The sequence below is a fragment of the Sinorhizobium sp. 6-70 genome, from assembly GCF_030124375.1.
In the GTDB taxonomy this organism is placed as follows: domain Bacteria; phylum Pseudomonadota; class Alphaproteobacteria; order Rhizobiales; family Rhizobiaceae; genus Sinorhizobium.
On sequence record NZ_JASKLS010000018.1, the window covers coordinates 49,553 to 64,393 of the forward strand.

Annotated in this window: 15 protein-coding genes; all 15 read left to right on the top strand. The window is 61.2% G+C overall.

Annotated elements, in window-relative coordinates:
• Positions 1-305: 305 nt before the first annotated feature.
• Positions 306-959, top strand: coding sequence for a hypothetical protein (locus QN222_RS26370; protein WP_283961601.1), 654 nt, complete (start codon positions 306-308; stop codon positions 957-959).
• Positions 956-2,164 carry a MotB family protein gene (locus tag QN222_RS26375; protein WP_283961600.1) on the top strand — a complete coding sequence of 403 codons (1,209 nt, stop codon included), beginning with the start codon at positions 956-958 and terminating at the stop codon, positions 2,162-2,164. Before QN222_RS26370 ends, QN222_RS26375 begins: the two co-directional genes overlap by 4 nt.
• Before the next feature lie 4 nt (positions 2,165-2,168).
• A complete protein-coding gene (gene motC / locus QN222_RS26380) occupies positions 2,169-3,473 on the top strand; it encodes a chemotaxis protein MotC (protein WP_283961599.1) in 1,305 nt (434 codons plus the stop codon).
• Positions 3,470-4,978, top strand: a complete 1,509-nt coding sequence (locus QN222_RS26385; RefSeq protein ID WP_283961598.1) for a flagellar hook-length control protein FliK — start codon at positions 3,470-3,472, stop codon at positions 4,976-4,978. Before motC ends, QN222_RS26385 begins: the two co-directional genes overlap by 4 nt.
• Positions 4,926-5,480, top strand: a complete 555-nt coding sequence (locus QN222_RS26390) for a lytic transglycosylase domain-containing protein (RefSeq protein ID WP_283961608.1) — start codon at positions 4,926-4,928, stop codon at positions 5,478-5,480. Before QN222_RS26385 ends, QN222_RS26390 begins: the two co-directional genes overlap by 53 nt.
• A gap of 271 nt (positions 5,481-5,751) precedes the next feature.
• The gene (locus QN222_RS26395) at positions 5,752-6,423 is read left to right on the top strand and encodes a transcriptional activator Rem (protein WP_136506072.1); all 672 of its coding nucleotides are present in this window, start codon (positions 5,752-5,754) and stop codon (positions 6,421-6,423) included.
• An 88-nt stretch (positions 6,424-6,511) separates the two neighbouring features.
• Complete coding sequence (locus QN222_RS26400; protein WP_283961597.1) at positions 6,512-7,738, top strand: flagellar hook protein FlgE; 1,227 nt, start codon at positions 6,512-6,514, stop codon at positions 7,736-7,738.
• A 23-nt stretch (positions 7,739-7,761) separates the two neighbouring features.
• Positions 7,762-9,219: a flagellar hook-associated protein FlgK gene (flgK, locus tag QN222_RS26405; protein ID WP_283961596.1), complete on the top strand. Its 1,458-nt coding sequence runs from the start codon at positions 7,762-7,764 to the stop codon at positions 9,217-9,219.
• A gap of 2 nt (positions 9,220-9,221) precedes the next feature.
• The gene (locus QN222_RS26410; RefSeq protein ID WP_283961595.1) at positions 9,222-10,280 is read left to right on the top strand and encodes a flagellar hook-associated family protein; all 1,059 of its coding nucleotides are present in this window, start codon (positions 9,222-9,224) and stop codon (positions 10,278-10,280) included.
• Positions 10,281-10,315: 35 nt separating this feature from the next.
• Positions 10,316-10,663 (top strand): flagellar biosynthesis regulator FlaF, encoded by a 348-nt coding sequence (gene flaF / locus QN222_RS26415; RefSeq protein ID WP_283961594.1) that lies wholly within the window; start codon positions 10,316-10,318, stop codon positions 10,661-10,663.
• On the top strand, positions 10,660-11,109 hold the full coding sequence (gene flbT / locus QN222_RS26420) for a flagellar biosynthesis repressor FlbT (RefSeq protein WP_153438395.1): 450 nt from the start codon (positions 10,660-10,662) through the stop codon (positions 11,107-11,109). The genes flaF and flbT overlap by 4 nt, the downstream gene beginning before the upstream one ends.
• Positions 11,100-11,516, top strand: coding sequence for a flagellar hook assembly protein FlgD (flgD, locus tag QN222_RS26425; protein ID WP_283961593.1), 417 nt, complete (start codon positions 11,100-11,102; stop codon positions 11,514-11,516). The genes flbT and flgD overlap by 10 nt, the downstream gene beginning before the upstream one ends.
• A gap of 7 nt (positions 11,517-11,523) precedes the next feature.
• Positions 11,524-11,790, top strand: a complete 267-nt coding sequence (gene fliQ, locus QN222_RS26430; RefSeq protein ID WP_136506065.1) for a flagellar biosynthesis protein FliQ — start codon at positions 11,524-11,526, stop codon at positions 11,788-11,790.
• A 212-nt stretch (positions 11,791-12,002) separates the two neighbouring features.
• Entirely contained in the window at positions 12,003-14,090 is a 2,088-nt protein-coding gene (gene flhA, locus QN222_RS26435) for a flagellar biosynthesis protein FlhA (RefSeq protein ID WP_283961592.1), read from the top strand.
• Positions 14,087-14,839 carry a flagellar biosynthetic protein FliR gene (fliR, locus tag QN222_RS26440; RefSeq protein ID WP_283961591.1) on the top strand — a complete coding sequence of 251 codons (753 nt, stop codon included), beginning with the start codon at positions 14,087-14,089 and terminating at the stop codon, positions 14,837-14,839. Before flhA ends, fliR begins: the two co-directional genes overlap by 4 nt.
• The last annotated feature ends 2 nt before the right edge of the window (positions 14,840-14,841 follow it).

Here is a 14,841-nt window from a genome sequence, read left to right on the forward strand (position 1 = left end):
ATAAGATGCTCTAGAATCAAAGTGCTAGAGCGTCCTTTATGCATTCATTTGAACGCACGGCGCTCTAGTGGACTGCCGGCCAAGATGAGTTTTGCGCCGCCGCTTGCATCGGTCTTGCCAGCTCCGCTTTCGCAAGGAGCCGTTGCGCATCGAGAATGTTGGGTCCTGTCGCTGTCTCGGGCGGTCGGGACCGAGGGAGACATTGCAAACGTGTCAGGCTCTTTGCATTTCCGGGCCGTGAGGCAGCGTGCGTGGGACGGGCGAAACACGCCGACGTCGGCCGTGCGACCATGGGAGGCGCGCCGATGAGCGCGCAGCTTTCCCGGTACCTCAAGGATTTCAGCGCACCGAAGATCGAGTTGTCGAGGATGCCGCCGAAATATTTCCCGGACATCGACGCCGACGTTCCAGCCGTGGACCGTTCCGGTGGGAGGCCTGCCATGCCGGAGATCGATGTCGATGCCGAGCGGCGCGACGCCTTTACCCAGGGTCGCGCCGAGGCCAGTGCCGAACTCGTGTTCGAGCATGAAAGAGAGATTGCCGAACTCAAGGCGCGCCACGCCGAGGAATTGGAAGCGTTAACGCTGCGCCTCGAAGAGGAAGTTGCAGGCAGATTGGCAAGCAAGGTCGCGGAAATGACCGAGCGGCTTGCCCTCGGCCTTGGTGACCAGACGGCGCGCGTGCTTGCGCCGGTCATGGAGGAGGCGCTGCTGAAGCGCGCCATCGAAGACCTGGGGCATATGGTCCGACAGGGGCTCGCTGCGGGCGAGGGTTGCTTGATCACGGTCAAGGGGCCGCTGTCGCTTTTCGAGGTGCTGAAGCGGCACATGCCGGATGGCGCGGCGCTTTTCCGCCATATCGAAACCAACGACATCGATCTCGCGGTCGAAATGGGTGACGCCGTGCTGGTGACCAGAATGGCCGCCTGGTCCGATACCGTCCGGAAAGTTCTGGCATGAGTGACGAAAGCCATCATAACGGCAAGAACGAAATCATCATCGTCAAGCGTTCGTCGGACGGCCACGGCGATCATCACGGCGGTTCGTGGAAGATCGCCTATGCCGACTTCATGACGGCGATGATGGCTTTCTTTCTGGTCATGTGGCTGATCAACGCCGCCAACGAAGAGACGAAGGCGGCGATCGCATCCTATTTCAACCCGGTGCAACTCACCGACCAGAAGCCCTCGGAGAAGGGGCTCAAGGATCCGGCCAAGGACGCCCAGGGCGAGCAGACGCAGCAGCGGTCGAAGACTGACGGCGAACAATCGAAGTCCGGCGGCACCGCCAAGAAGGGCGACCAGCTGACGGCAACCTCCGGCGAGGAAACAAAGTATTCCGACGCCGACTTCTTCGAGAACCCCTATTCGGTGCTTTCCGAGATCGCCAAGGAAGTCGGCCAGCAGGCGAATATCAGCGTCAAGGGCGATGGCGGCGCGGCGCAGGCGGGTCCGGCGACGGGTGCCGAAGGCGGGGAAGCCTACCGCGATCCTTTCGATCCGGACTTCTGGACCAAGCAGGTCGAGATCAAGGAAGCCGGCAATGCCGCGACAAGCGACGTAGCAGCCGCGACGAACCCCGGCCAGCTCGGAGCAGCCGAGCAAAAGCCGGCCGCCGACGGCCAGATGCCGGCCAAGATCGAAGGCCAGGCGGCCGCGAGCGCGGACGCATCCAAGCCCGAACTCGACGGAAAAGACCAGCAGAAAGAGGCAGAGGCGCTTAAAGCCGAAATCAAGGAGGAACTCGGCGAAAGTGCGGGGCGCCTCATCGAGGGGCTGATGGTGACCCCTGCAGAGGGTGGCCTTCTCGTGACCATCAGCGAGCAGACGGACGCGCCGATGTTCGCGGTCGGCTCCGCCGTGCCGCAGAAGGAACTCGTGCTCGCCATGGAAAAGATCGGTCGGCTGCTCGCAGCGCGCAAGGGTGCCGTGGCAATCCGCGGCCACACGGACGGCCGCCCGTTCAAGGACGGAACCTACGACAACTGGCGCCTCTCGGCGGCCCGCGCGCAGAGCGCATACTACATGCTCGTCCGCGGCGGGCTGACGGAAGACCGTGTCGGCCAGATCAGCGGCTTCGCGGATCGGCGCCTCCAGGTCCCGAGCGATCCCTACGCGCCCGGCAACCGGCGCATCGAAATCCTGTTGCAGTCGGGACAGGGTTGATCGGATGCTGAAACGGCTGCACGCCATCCTCCTGACGTCGGTTCTGGCCCTCCCGCTTGCCACCGGGCTTGCCCGGGCGAGCGCGGCGGAGGAGCTCGCGCCCTTCAAGATGATAAGGTCGCTGCAATTCGTTCAGGACTCGGTCGTGCTCGGCGATCATTCCGCAATCGAGATGCAGCGCTTCATGCTGGGTGCGATCGACAAGCGGCTGAGGGCCGTCGAGCAATCGGCCTTCCGCGATCCGCGCAACGTCGATGCGGCGCTCGTCTACGTCATGAGCGGCGGCAATCCCGACACGCTCGACTATCTGGCCGACCGCGACATCGAAGGAAATTTCGACAGCCGGGTGACGGAAGCGTTGCGGCAATATCTGGGCGGCAAAGGAGCGCTTATCGTCGAAGCCCTTTCCAAGGCCGCGCCGGAATACAAGAACGCCCGCATTGGCCCTTATCTTTTCCTGATCCTCGGCAATGCGACCTCGCAGCAGAACCCCATGGCTGCGATGAAATATTACGATTGGGCCCGTCTGACTGCGCCGGGCACGATCATCGAGGAGGCGGCGCTGCGCCGCTCCGTCTTTCTGGCCGCAAAGGCGAACGAACCGGATAAAGGGTTTCGATATGCCTTGAGCTACGCGCGGCGTTACCTGACGTCGCCTTATGCGAGCCAGTTCGCGGACGTGTTCGTCGAACTCGCGGTTGCGCATTTCGATGAAGCGGCCGAGCAGAAGATCTCCGAAGTCCTGGCTTTCATGGATCAACCGCGCCAGCGCGAGGTCTATCTTCGTGTCGCCCGGCGTGCGGCGATCGGCGGCAACGAGGCCCTCGCGCGGCTTGCCTCGAAACGGGCCGAAGGTCTCGCTGACGACAGCACTTCGCAGTCGCAGGTACTTGCGAGCTTTTATGAGGGGCTTGCCGCGGTGCCCTCTGCGGACGTGTTCGCGGCTGCCGAAACCATTAATGCAATTCCCGATGAAAAGCTGTCCCCGCGCGATCGGGCGCTCCGCGATGCGGCCAAGGCGATTGCGGACGCGGTTGTGCAACTACCGCAGGATGAAAGCTCCACGCAAGCGTCAGCGCCTATACCGGATGGAATCGCCGCAGAAGAGGACCAGGCCGTGTCCGAGGAGACGGGAAGCGGGATGAGCCCATTCGGCGAGACGGTTGAGCCATCGGGCGGGTCGAGCAACGGTGACAAGACCGGTGCCGGAGCGGCCCCCCCTGCGGAGCCTGCGCTTGACGGGTTCCTCACCAACGGTCGCTCGAAGATCGCCGAGATCGATGCGCTCCTGAAGGAGGAAGGACTATGAGACCTCTTGAAGAGAGTTTGCGCGGCCCGACTCCGGCGCCGACAGGCAAGGCGGCGTCCAGGCACGGCGGAAGGGAAGAGAGCGGGCAAGCGTCCGGCGCCTTCGAAGACGCGATTGCCGACGCCGGCCGCCAGAAAGCACCGGGGCGGGGCCCGGCCACTAGCGACGCCAAGCAGCAAACGGACAATCCACCTGAGATCGGCTCGCAAGCACCTACTGACAACGTCACGGCAGCCGACGGTCGTAAAATACGTGCCTCGATCGGGCGCAACGGATTAGACGGCAGCTGGGACGCGGAAACATTGCACGACCTCGGCAATGGCGGTGCGGAAGATAAGAACGCAGCCGCCAATCGATCGACATCCGATGCGCGTTCCGTTCGCGAGCAGGCGATGAAGCGTCTCCAGCGCATGGGCCTCGCGAACAAGGAACGTACGCCCTCGGGCAGAGATCCTGGCGGCGAGCAAGACATGAATGCGCTGGCGCAGAAGATGGCTGCCCTCGCGCGCGAGCAGGCAAGGGCGGGCGCCGCGGCAACGCCTGAAGCGCGGGCGGGCGCCGAGCAAGAGGATGCTTTCGGCACGACCGAGCCGGCGAAGGGAACCGTCGACGATCTGCTGACGATGCTCGGCGCGGCGGCCGTGATAACCGCGGCTCTGCAGCAGCCGGAAGGCGAGGGCCGCGTGTCGGGCGATCGCACCGTGCCGGGTAACGCGGCCCGAATCAAAGCCGGCGAAGGTTTGGCCGACTTGACGCCGGACGACGGTTTGCACGGCGAGAGCGACGTGTCCGAGTCTGATCAGCTCTTCCGGTTTGCCCGTGCAGACGGTAAGGGCCAGGCCGTGTCGATGGCGATTTCGCGCGACGGGGAGAAGGCTGTCGTCGATAACGCCAAGCCGGCCACCACGGCCAAGGCGGAAAACGTCACTGTCCTGGAAGCGCGCCGTTATCTCGGCTTGGCCATGAACCCCAACGCCGCGTCGGTGACCGGCGCGATTGCAGGGGACAGTGGATGGGCGCAGTTGATGCAATCGAGCACAGCCTTGGCGCAAGCCGACGCCTCGAGCCAAGTCGGCAAGACGCTCAACACGCTCAAGATCCAGATGCATCCGATCGAGCTCGGCACGGTGACGGCGACCTTGCGGTTGAAGGACGACGAGTTGCAGGTCGATCTGAAGGTGGAGTCCGGCGAGGCGTTCCGCCAGTTGCGTGACGATCAGGGCGAGATGGTGAAAGCCTTGCGCGCCCAAGGCTTCGCGGTCGACCAGGTGAATATCGTGTTCAATGCCGGCGGCGACGCTTCATCCGGCGGCAATGCGCAGCAACAGGCGCAAACAGCCCCCGGTCAGCAGGGACGCGAACACGCCGGCGAGGGAAGCGGGCAGGAGCGCCAGAGACAGGATGGCGCGCAGGCAGCGGCGACAGAAAGGTGGGCGGGCAATGATGGACTGGATGATGCGCCGGCTGACGCTGAGCGTAATCGTGCTGGCTACGTCTACATGTAGCGCCTGGGCAAGCGCCGGCATCTGCGAGCGCGAGATCCTTTCTGCCGCTTCGAAATACGGCATTCCGACGGGTATCCTCTATTCCGTGGGCCTGACCGAGACCGGCCGCAAAGGATCGCTCCAGCCTTACGCGATGAACATCGAGGGCAAAGCGTATTTCGGCACCAGCGTTGAGGACGTCTTGGCACGCTTCGGCACGGCGCGGGCGCAAGGGGCCAAGCTCATCGATCTCGGCTGTATGCAGATCAACTATTACTTCCACGGCGAGAATTTCCGTTCGCCGGAGGAAATGCTTGATCCGCGCAAGAATGTCGAATATGCCGCCCGCTTCCTATCCAATCTGCGCGCCAGGCACGAGAGCTGGACGATGGCCGTCGCGCGTTATCATGCCGGCCCGAACAACGATCCGGCACAGAAAAAATACGTCTGCCGGGTGATCGCGAATCTCGTCGCGACGGGCTACGGCAAGTGGACGCCGAACGCCACGCAGTTCTGTCAATAATCAACCTGAGATTGCTTCAGCAGGGCCGCGGCCACATTATGGCGACAATGCGGACGGATTGTGATGGCAAGCGGATTTGTTGCGGCTCGTTAACTTTTCCACACGATTTTAGTGCCATGATTAACAAATACCTACTAGATATAGATCAAATCGGCACGCAATCCCTAATCAATTATTAAAATCTCCCATTAACTTCCTCTAGTTGTTCGTGAATCCCTCGATTCGTACCTCTTTATCAACGAGGCACCCATATTGATTCGGAGGCGGACGAATGATCGTGGTGGTTGATGATAGAGAGCTCGTAAAGGATGGCTACACGTCCTTGTTCGGGCGCGAAGGTATTCCCTCGACGGGCTTTGATCCGAGGGAATTCGGCGAGTGGGTAAACACGGCTGCGGACTCGGATATCGATGCGGTCGAGGCGTTTCTGATCGGGCAGGGCGACAGCGCATTCAGCCTGCCCCGCGCGATCCGTGACCGCTCGATGGCGCCGGTCATCGCGATGAGCGACACACCCTCGCTCGAAAACACCCTGGCGCTGTTCGACTGCGGGGTCGACGACGTCGTGCGCAAGCCGGTGCACCCGCGGGAGATACTCGCCCGGGTTGCCGCAATCCGCCGACGCCTCAAGGCCATCACCAACTATACGGATATCGGACCGATCCGCGTTTTCGCCGACGGCCGCGATCCGGAAATCAATGGCGAAGTCTTCGCCCTGCCGCGGCGTGAGCGGCGCATTCTCGAGTACTTGGTCGCCAACCGCGGCCGCCGCGTATCGAAGTCCCAGATCTTCAACGCGATCTACGGCATCTTCGACGAGGACGTCGAGGAGAACGTGGTCGAAAGCCACATCAGCAAGCTGCGCAAGAAACTGCGCAAGAAGCTCGGTTTCGACCCGATCGATTCCAAGCGTTTCCTTGGCTACTGCATCGACTGGAATTGAGTGCCCGGCGGCGATCCGGGCGCCTCAAGACAGGTTCACGCAAGGCCCGGCTCCTAGTGTCGCCGCAACGAGGAATTGAGGATCCGATATGAGTCTCTACGGTACCATGAGAACCGGCGTTTCAGGCATGAACGCCCAATCGAACCGGCTCAGCACGGTCGCTGATAATATCGCGAACGCCAATACGACCGGCTACAAGCGCGCGTCGACGGAATTCTCATCGATGATCCTGCCGTCGAGCAATGGTGCCTACAACTCCGGCGGCGTGGAAACGCAGGTCCGCTACAGCATCTCCGAGCAGGGAGCACCAGTCTACACGACGTCAGGCAGCGATCTCGCCATCGATGGCGGCGGCTTCTTCATTGTTCAGGGTGCCAATGGCCAGGAATACCTGACACGTGCCGGTGCCTTCGTACCGGACAAGGAAGGCAATCTCGTCAACGGCGGCTTCACGCTGATGGGTTACGAATACCAGGCTGGTGTCGATCCGACGGTTGTCGTTAATGGCTTCGACGGTTTGACCAAGGTGAACCTCAGCTCCGAAGGGCTGATCGCCAAAGGCTCGACTAAGGGCGACATGGGCGGCAATCTTCCATCGGGAGCGGCCGTAGGCGATGCGCATCCCACGTCGCTTGTTGTGTACGATAGTCAGGGCAACACACGCATCCTCGACTTCATCTACACCAAAACCGCAGCAAACAACTGGTCGCTCGAAATCCGCGATCGCGCCACCTATACGGCCGGTCCGCCCGCCACCGGCGTGCTCGGCACCGCGGCCCTGACCTTTGATGCAAGTGGTGCGCTGACGACTTCTCCGGCAACGGTCACGACCACGGCAATGACGGGCCTACCCGGGACCGGCGCAAATCTCGCCGCGCTCACAATCGACCTGACCAAAACCACTCAGCTCGGTTACGACTTCAACTCCGACGGTGGTCACATTGACGGCAACAAGCCGAGCAAGGTCGCAGGCTTCCAGATCGATGCCGATGGCATTGTCTACGTCAAGTACGAGAACGGCGACCTCGACCCCCGCTATCGCATCGCGCTCGCCAATGTGCAGAGCCCGGACAAGCTGCTGCCGGAGTCCGGCAATGTCTATTCGCAGGGCGTTGATTCCGGCGTCATCGTCACCGGCTTCGCTGGCGGCGGTAACTTCGGCAACATTCTTTCCGGCGCGCTTGAAAGCTCGAACGTCGATATCGCCGAAGAACTGACGGCGATGATCGAGTCGCAGCGCAACTACACGGCCAACTCCAAGGTCTTCCAGACCGGCTCTGAACTGCTCGACGTTCTGGTCAACCTGAAACGGTAATCGAAAGAGAGACGGTCCGCGTTATGTCGCTGTCCACCGCAATCACAATCGCGCAATCCGCTTTCAACACTACGGCGGCTCAAACGGCCATCGTGTCGAAGAACATCGCGAATGCGGGCAACGCGGACTATTCGCGTCGGATGGCGCTGTTGGGCACGACGCCATACGGAGCACAGGTCGTTTCGATCTACCGGGCGCAGAACGAGGCGCTGCTCAAGCAAAGCATCGCCAGCATCGGCCAGGCCTCGGGCCAGGGCCGCCTCCTCTCCGGCCTGGAGCTTCTGAAATCGTCGCTCGGCGGCAACGACTATGAAACGTCGCCGGCGAAATTCCTGGCGGCGTTCCGCGACAGCCTGCAGACATTCGCGTCGACTCCCGGAAACCCTTCGATGGCCGCTTCGGCGGTATCGGATGCCGGTGATCTGGCCAACTCGATCAGCACGACGGCGAACGCCGTTCAGAGTTTGCGCGCCGATGCCGACAAGGAGATCGCGATCGAGGTCGAGAAGCTGAACAGCCTACTCGCCGATTTCGAAAAGGCGAACAATGCGGTCAAGTCGGCCACCGCCCAGGGGCAGGACGCGAGCGAAGCCCTCGACCAACGCGACAAGATCCTAAAGCAGGTGTCGGAGATCATCGGCATCTCGACGGTGACGAGAGCCAATAACGACACGGTGATCTACACGGCGGATGGCACGGTACTCTTCGAGACCATGCCCCGAGCTGTCACGTTCGCCCCGAAAGCAGCCTACGACGCGACGATCACCGGGAACAAGATCTATGTCGACGGTGTACCGGTTGCTGCGGGTTCCGGAGCCAACACGACGGCCGAAGGCAAGTTGGCGAGCTTGCTTCAACTGCGCGACGACGTGGCGCCAAAATTTCAGTCGCAGCTCGACGAAATCGCCCGCGGTCTGGTGACACTCTTCCAGGAGGGCAATCCGTCCGGCGTGCCGCCGATCCCCTATGCGCCAGGACTTTTCACCTGGGCAGGTGGCACGGTTCCGCCGGCGGGCACGGTCGTTCCCGGCCTTGCAGCGACGCTCGCCGTCAATCCCTTGGCAAAAGCCAATCCGATGCTGCTGCGTGACGGCGGTTTCAACGGCGTCGTGTCCAATCCGGGCGGAGCGGCAACGCCTGATGCGGGCTACACCGCCCTGCTCGAGGGCTTTATCGACGCCATGGCTGAGGACATGGCTTTCGACCCGGCAACGGGTCTCGACGGAAGCAGCTCGATCCTCGATTTCGCAACATCGTCGGTCGGTTGGCTGGAGCAACTGCGCAGCACCGCCTCGATCGCCAGCGACAACAAATTTGCGCTTCTCGCTCGCACGCAGGAAGCGTTGAGCAAGGAAACCGGCGTCAGCATCGACGAGGAATTGTCCCTGCTGCTCGACCTGGAGCAATCCTACAAAGCATCGGCCAAGCTGGTCAGTACGGTGGACGCCATGATGGCGGCCCTTCTCGAAGCCGTGAGGTAATTATGAAGACGTCCTTCGTTTCGAATCTGGCGGTACAGAACGCCATGCGGCTGACCATTCAGCAGCAGCAGGCGGAGATGCTTAATCTTCAAAAGGAACTGACGACGGGCCGCCACGCCGATGTCGGCCTCACGCTCGGAGCGACGACCTCGCGCTCGCTCAACCTGCAACGCGAGCTCGCGCGAATGAACTCGCTGACGAGCACGAACTCGATCGTCAACCAGCGGCTCTCTGCCTCCCAGGAGGCACTTGAGACCATGGCGAGTGCTGCACAAAAGGTCCGCGACACACTCGTGACCTTCAAGGGCAATGATTCCGCCGACAAGCTGGCGATCCAGAAGACGGAAATCGACAGCGCTCTTTCGCTTTTCACGTCAGCGGCGAATACCTCGTTCAACGGCGAGTTCCTGTTCTCGGGAATCAATTCGGACGTGAAGCCGCTCGCCGACTATAGCTCCGCGGCAACCTCGACGGCCAAGGCTGCGTTCAACACGGCGCTCTCGACATACATGGCTGCCCAGGTCCCGCCGCTGACGGCGATGGACCAGTTCTCCGTCACGCAGATGCAGGATTTCATCACCACGGTCGTGGAGCCGATGTACACCGGCGCGCAATGGGATGCCAATTGGTCCGATGCATCGAGCCAGAACATGACGAGCCGCATCAGCACGTCCGAAGTCGTCGAAAGCTCGACGAACGTGAACACGACCGGAGTGCGGATGTTCGCGCTCGCGAGTGTTATCGCCTCGGAACTGATGGACAAGGGCGTTACTTCGGAAGTCCGCAATGCGATCGGAGAAGCAGCCATCGATTACGTCGAGCAGGGTATTACCGGCATCGACGCCGAACGCAGCAAACTCGGCGTCGCCGAGGCTCGCGTAAAGAAGGCAAACGACTCCCTGGCAGCACAGATCAAACTCGTCACCACGCATATCGGCGACATCGAAGGCATCGACGAGGAGGCGGCGTCGACGCGCATAAACCTTCTGAAAACGCAGCTTGAGACATCTTACACGCTCACATCGCGGATTCAGCAGTTGAGCTTGCTCAATTTCCTCTGATCGAGAGGAGCCGGACAAACATGAAGGATGTCTGAATGTATCAGTTTTCGTATGCCGAGATCATGGAGGACGGCGTCGCCGATTCCAAAGATCGCGAACGGCAGGTACTCGATCGCTCGATCGCGCTTTTGGAGGCGGCGAAACAGCAGAATGGGTATTCGAGGGAGGCTATCGAGGCGATCTATTTTACCCGGCGCGTCTGGATCCGCTTCATCGAGGATTTGCGCACGCCGGATAACCAGCTCAACGAAGAGCTACGCGCCAATCTTATTTCGATCGCCATCTGGATCTTGAACGAGACGGAGAAGATCCGCAAACGCGAATCTTCCAACTTCCAAGGCATCATTGACATTACCACCATCATCAGGGATGGACTGAAATGAAGAGCACACTGCGTATCTCGCTGAAGTCGGGCGAAAGGATTTTTGTAAACGGCGCGGTGCTTCGCGTTGACCGCAAGGTCGCGGTCGAGTTCCTGAACGACGTCACCTTCCTCCTGGAAAACCACGTGCTGCAGCCGGAAGACGCGACGACCCCTCTGAAGCAACTCTACTTCATTGCCCAGATGATCCTGATCAATCCGGAAGGCGCCGAACAGTCGACGGCGATGTTCCGCAAATCGATCGTCATGCTGCTCAACTGCTTCAAGAACGAAGAGGTTCTGGCCGAGTTGAAGCGGATCGACGGTCTCGTCACGCAAGGGCGCGCCTTCGAGGCGCTGAAGGCGATCCGGGCGCTCTATCCGATCGAAGACCGTATTCTCAACGCGCAGGAAATCACGCCGGCAACGGTCGAGCAGATTCGCAAGGAGATTGCACCATGGCGGTAAGTGGCGTCAACTCGACTTCGACGGGCTATACGCCGACAGTTTCGGCCACGGAATCGACGGACGACGCGAGCGCCGCGACGCTGAACTACGAGAGTTTCCTGAAGCTGCTCGTGGCGCAGATGAAGAACCAGGATCCGACCAGCCCGATGGACGCGACGCAGCAGATCGCCCAGCTCGCGACCTTCTCGCAGGTGGAGCAGACGATCAAGACCAACAAGAACCTCGAAAGCCTGCTGCAGCGGACGTCGCTCAGCGAAGCGGACGCGGTTATCGGCAAGACGGTGACCAGCGCCGACGGCAAGACGACTGGTGTCGTCAAGGAAGTCAAACTATACTCTGACGGAATCATCGCCGTACTGGATACGGGCAAGGAGCTCGTCATCGGACCCGGCGTCAAAGTGAAGTGATTTCCGTATGAACGAGGCGGACGCCCTTGATATTGTGCAAGCTGCGATCTGGACCGTGATCGTGGCCTCCGGTCCCGCCGTCCTTGCCGCCATGGTGGTCGGTGTCGTCATTGCGTTCATCCAGGCCCTGACCCAGGTCCAGGAAATGACGCTGACCTTCGTGCCGAAGATCCTGGCCGTCATGATCACCGTCGCCGTTTCCGCACCCTTCGTCGGTGCGCAGATCTCCATCTTCACCGACATCATCTTCTCCCGGATCCAGTCCGGATTCTGATTATCTCCGCCTACTGCGTGTTTCCCAAATCGTATTCGATTTAAGGCAAAAAACATGCAGCGACTCAAAGCGCTACAGCGACCTTGTGCGTCTGAAAAGACGCACGGCGCTGTAGTACCACCTTCGCGCAAGCTTGAGGCTTTAAGTCTTTGCCATAGCTTGGGCAGCTTTCGCGGACTGCTGCCCGCCTCTCATGAAGAGACGGAAGAGACATGGCACAACAGGCGACGCTGACCATCCCGAAACTCGCACCCAAGAGCAGGGACATAGGCTTTGCGCTCGGGATCGTGATGATCCTGTCGATCCTGTTCCTGCCGATTCCGCCGTTCCTGATCGATATGGGGCTGGCGTTTTCGATCGCTTTCTCGGTGCTGATCCTGATGGTCGCGCTGTGGATTCAGCGGCCGCTGGAGTTTTCTTCCTTTCCGACCATCCTCTTGATTTCCACGATGACGCGCCTGTCGCTGAATATCGCGACGACGCGCGTCATCCTTTCGCACGGGCATGAAGGCCATGGCGCTGCGGGCGGGGTCATTTCCGGTTTCGCCAGCCTCGTGATGTCCGGCGATTTCGTCATCGGTCTGATCGTCTTCCTGATCCTGATCACGGTGAACTTCATCGTCATCACCAAGGGTGCGACGCGTATCGCCGAAGTCGGCGCCCGCTTCACCCTCGACGCGATCCCCGGCAAGCAGATGTCGATCGACGCCGATCTTTCGGCCGGCCTGATCGACGAGAAGGAGGCGCAGCGGCGCCGCCGCGAGCTGGAAGAGGAGAGCTCCTTCTACGGCGCGATGGACGGTGCGTCGAAATTCGTCCGCGGTGACGCGATCGCCGGCCTGATCATTACCGCGATCAACATCTTCGGCGGCATCATCATCGGCTATCTCCGCCACGGCATGCCGATCGGCGAGGCGGCCGACGTTTTCGTCAAGCTCTCCGTCGGCGACGGCCTCGTCTCGCAGATCCCGGCGCTGATCGTCTCGCTCGCCGCCGGCCTGCTCGTCTCGCGCGGCGGCACCGCCGGCTCCACCGACCAGGCGGTCGTCGGCCAGCTCAGCGGCTATCCGCGGGCGCTGACGGTCGCCGCCGGCCTTATCATCCTGCTTTCGGTCATGCCGGGGCTGCCATTCCTGCCGTTCGCAGCTTTAGGCGGCGGCATGGCCTTCCTCGGCTGGCTCATTCCGAAGCAGCTCGAGGCCGCCGACGCGGAGAAGCGGGCGCACGAGGCGATGAAGGCGCAGGAGACCAAGGAGAGCGACAAGGATTCGGTCAAGTCGGTGCTGAAGACGGCGGAGATCGAACTTCTGCTCGGCAAGCAGGTGTCGACGCGGCTGCTCGGCGCGCATCAGGAACTCGCTTTCCGTGTTGGCAAGATGCGCCGCAAATTTGCCGGCCAATACGGCCTCGTCGTTCCGGAAATCAAGGTCTCCGACGATATCTCGATCCCGGACAAGGCCTACCACATTCGCATTCACGGCACGACGATCGCGTCCAACACGGTGCGGGTCGGCGAAGTGCTGGTTGTGACCGGCGGCGGCCGCCGGCCGAGCGTGCCCGGCGACGAGATCAGGGAGCCAGCCTTCGGCATGCCGGCCGTCTCGATCCTGGAAACCTTTACGGAAGACCTAAAGCGCGAAGGGTTCCACCCGATCGATAACGTCTCGGTGGTGCTGACCCATTTAAGCGAGGTCATCCGCAACAATCTTCCGCAGCTCCTCTCCTACAAGGACGTGAAGGTGCTGATCGAGCGGCTCGACCCGGAATACCGAAAGCTCGCAGACGAGATCTGCACGTCGCACATGTCCTATTCGGGTTTGCAGGCGGTCCTGAAGCTGTTGCTTGCAGAGCGCGTGTCGATCCGCAATCTGCACCTCATCCTCGAAGCCGTGGCCGAGCTTGCACCGCATGTGCGCAAGACCGAGCAGATCGTCGAGCATGTGCGCGTGCGCATGTCGCAACAGCTCTGCGGCGACCTCGCCGACAACGGCGTTCTCCGCGTTCTCCGGCTCGGCAACAAATGGGACGTGGTCTTCCACCAGGCGCTCAAACGCGATGCCAAGGGAGAAATCGTCGAATTCGACATCGATCCCCGTCACCTGGAGGAATTCAGCGAGCAGGCGACCAAAGTTATCCGTGAACATCTCGATCGCGGCATGCCCTTCGTGCTGGTAAGTTCGCCCGAATCCCGTTCTTATGTGCGCATGATCATCGAACGCCTTTTCGCCACGCTGCCCGTGCTCTCCCATGTCGAGCTCGCCAAAGGCCTTGAGATCAAGATCATCGGCTCGATTTCATGATCACCGACCCGGAGGGCACGGTCCTGGCGCTGTTTGCGGCCTTTTGCCGAATCGGCGCCTGCATCATGATCATGCCGGGATTTTCAGCCGCGCGCGTTCCCGTCCAGGTCCGGCTGTTCATCGCCGTTGCGATCTCGATGGCCATCTTGCCGATCATGTGGAACGACATCTACCCGCAGGTCACCGGAAAGGGCCATACCTACATCTACCTCATCGCCACCGAGACGATCGTCGGTGCCGTCATCGGTCTCGTCGCGCGTTACTATGTGCTTGGCCTGCAGTTCGCCGGCACGGCCGCGACCATGCTGATGGGTTTCAGCCCGCCGCCGACGGCGGACGTGCTCGAAGATACGGCCGAAAACCAGCTCACCAGCTTGATCAGCTTCGCCGGGCTCATGATCCTATTCATGCTGGACTTCCACCATGTGATGATCGAGGCGGTCGCCCAATCCTACCGTGTGATGCCGATCGGCAGCGGCTTTGATCCGCAAGGCATGCTGATCACGCTCGCCAACTCGCTGGGGCAGACCTTCATGATCATGCTCAGGCTCGCGAGCCCGTTCCTGATTTATGGCCTGCTTTTCAACGTCGCGATCGGCATGGTGAATAAGCTCGCCCCGCAGATTCCGGTCTATTTCATCTCCCAGCCCTACCTCATCATGGGCGGCATGTTCCTGCTCTATCTCGGGATCGCCGCAATGCTGCGGCTCTTCGCCGACGGCTTCGCGCCGGTAATGCAGGGAGGCTAGGC

Excerpts from the sequence above, each read along its gene's own strand:
- QN222_RS26370 (WP_283961601.1), top strand. The coding sequence starts at position 306 with ATGAGCGCGCAGCTTTCCCGGTACCTCAAGGATTTCAGCGCACCGAAG.
- QN222_RS26375 (WP_283961600.1), top strand. The coding sequence starts at position 956 with ATGAGTGACGAAAGCCATCATAACGGCAAGAACGAAATCATCATCGTC.
- motC (WP_283961599.1), top strand. The coding sequence starts at position 2,169 with ATGCTGAAACGGCTGCACGCCATCCTCCTGACGTCGGTTCTGGCCCTC.
- QN222_RS26385 (WP_283961598.1), top strand. The coding sequence starts at position 3,470 with ATGAGACCTCTTGAAGAGAGTTTGCGCGGCCCGACTCCGGCGCCGACA.
- QN222_RS26390 (WP_283961608.1), top strand. The coding sequence starts at position 4,926 with ATGATGCGCCGGCTGACGCTGAGCGTAATCGTGCTGGCTACGTCTACA.
- QN222_RS26395 (WP_136506072.1), top strand. The coding sequence starts at position 5,752 with ATGATCGTGGTGGTTGATGATAGAGAGCTCGTAAAGGATGGCTACACG.
- QN222_RS26400 (WP_283961597.1), top strand. The coding sequence starts at position 6,512 with ATGAGTCTCTACGGTACCATGAGAACCGGCGTTTCAGGCATGAACGCC.
- flgK (WP_283961596.1), top strand. The coding sequence starts at position 7,762 with ATGTCGCTGTCCACCGCAATCACAATCGCGCAATCCGCTTTCAACACT.
- QN222_RS26410 (WP_283961595.1), top strand. The coding sequence starts at position 9,222 with ATGAAGACGTCCTTCGTTTCGAATCTGGCGGTACAGAACGCCATGCGG.
- flaF (WP_283961594.1), top strand. The coding sequence starts at position 10,316 with ATGTATCAGTTTTCGTATGCCGAGATCATGGAGGACGGCGTCGCCGAT.
- flbT (WP_153438395.1), top strand. The coding sequence starts at position 10,660 with ATGAAGAGCACACTGCGTATCTCGCTGAAGTCGGGCGAAAGGATTTTT.
- flgD (WP_283961593.1), top strand. The coding sequence starts at position 11,100 with ATGGCGGTAAGTGGCGTCAACTCGACTTCGACGGGCTATACGCCGACA.
- fliQ (WP_136506065.1), top strand. The coding sequence starts at position 11,524 with ATGAACGAGGCGGACGCCCTTGATATTGTGCAAGCTGCGATCTGGACC.
- flhA (WP_283961592.1), top strand. The coding sequence starts at position 12,003 with ATGGCACAACAGGCGACGCTGACCATCCCGAAACTCGCACCCAAGAGC.
- fliR (WP_283961591.1), top strand. The coding sequence starts at position 14,087 with ATGATCACCGACCCGGAGGGCACGGTCCTGGCGCTGTTTGCGGCCTTT.